The following is a 1,244-nucleotide window of genomic DNA, read 5'->3' on the forward strand; positions in this document are numbered from 1 at the left end:
ACGAGGCATAAGTGTGTTGACGCTGCAGGGGAATTTCCCTACAGTAGCGCCCGTTGTCTGAGAGGACAACCACCGGTGAGGTGTCCGAGAGGCTGAAGGAGCACGCCTGGAAAGTGTGTATACGTGAAAACGTATCGAGGGTTCGAATCCCTCCCTCACCGCCATATTTACAGAGAAAGCCCGAACTTACGTTTGGGTTTTTTTTTATGCAGAGATCCCCTTGAGGGAGGGTGAGAACCCTCGTCAGGGTTCGACAAAACGGCAGCGCCGTTTTGCATGGCCGTCANGCCACCCGAAGGGCAAGGCGCGCAGCGCCGCTGTGAATCCCTCCCTCACCGCCATATTCCATAAGAAAGCCTGAGCGAAAGTTCATGCTTTTTTGTATGCAGAGATCCCCTTGAGGGAGGGTGAGAACCCTCGTCAGGGTTCGACAAAACGGCAACGCCGTTTTGCATGGCCGTCAGGCCACCCGAAGGGCAAGGCGCGCAGCGCCGCTGTGAATCCCTCCCTCACCGCCATATTCCATAAGAAAGCCTGAGCGAAAGTTCAGGCTTTTTTGTATGCAGAGATCCCCTTGAGGGAGGGTGAGAACCCTCGTCAGGGTTCGACAAAACGGCATCGCCGTTTTGCATGGCCGCCAAGCCACCCGAAGGGCAAGGCGCGCAGCGCCGCTGTGAATCCCTCCCTCACCGCCATATTCCATAAGAAAGCCTGAGCGAAAGTTCAGGCTTTTTTGTATGCAGAGCTCCCCTTGAGGGAGGGTGAGAACCCTCGTCAGGGTTCGACAAAACGGCAGCGCCGTTTTGCATGGCCGTCAGGCCACCCGAAGGGCAAGGCGCGCAGCGCCGCAGTGAATCCCTCCCTCACCGCCATATTTACAGAGAAAGCCCGAACTTACGTTTGGGCTTTTTTTTATGCAGAGATCCCCTTGAGGGAGGGTGAGAACCCTCGTCAGGGTTCGACAAAACGGCAGCGCCGTTTTGCATGGCCGTCAGGCCACCCGAAGGGCAAGGCGCGCAGCGCCGCAGTGAATCCCTCCCTCACCGCCATATTTACAGAGAAAGCCCGAACTTACGTTTGGGCTTTTTTTTATGCAGAGATCCCCTTGAGGGAGGGTGAGAACCCTCGTCAGGGTTCGACAAAACGGCAGCGCCGTTTTGCATGGCCGTCAGGCCACCCGAAGGGCAAGGCGCGAAGCGCCGCAGTGAATCCCTCCCTCACCGCCATATTTACAGAGAAAGCCC

General features: G+C 57.0%; 1 tRNA gene and 6 other RNA genes. All 7 read left to right on the forward strand.

The features are described 5' to 3' along the window. The first annotated feature begins 74 nt into the window (after window positions 1–74). The 7 genes from SB13_RS16930 to SB13_RS17560 all read left to right on the forward strand — a co-directional run bounded on the left by SB13_RS16930 (window position 75) and on the right by SB13_RS17560 (window position 1,226). A tRNA-Ser gene (locus tag SB13_RS16930) sits at window positions 75–164 on the forward strand. Between the two features lie 46 nt (window positions 165–210). Further along, a non-coding RNA gene (locus tag SB13_RS17535) (RtT sRNA) lies at window positions 211–341 on the forward strand. 46 nt (window positions 342–387) lie between these two features. After that, window positions 388–518: non-coding RNA, RtT sRNA (locus SB13_RS17540), on the forward strand. A 46-nt stretch (window positions 519–564) separates the two neighbouring features. Beyond that, a non-coding RNA gene (locus SB13_RS17545) (RtT sRNA) lies at window positions 565–695 on the forward strand. Window positions 696–741: 46 nt separating this feature from the next. Next, window positions 742–872: non-coding RNA, RtT sRNA (locus SB13_RS17550), on the forward strand. Between the two features lie 46 nt (window positions 873–918). Further along, window positions 919–1,049: non-coding RNA, RtT sRNA (locus SB13_RS17555), on the forward strand. A 46-nt stretch (window positions 1,050–1,095) separates the two neighbouring features. Beyond that, window positions 1,096–1,226, forward strand: a non-coding RNA gene (locus tag SB13_RS17560) — RtT sRNA. The last annotated feature ends 18 nt before the right edge of the window (window positions 1,227–1,244 follow it).

The sequence above is a fragment of the Lonsdalea quercina subsp. quercina genome (assembly GCF_000688695.1).
GTDB lineage: Bacteria > Pseudomonadota > Gammaproteobacteria > Enterobacterales > Enterobacteriaceae > Lonsdalea > Lonsdalea quercina_D.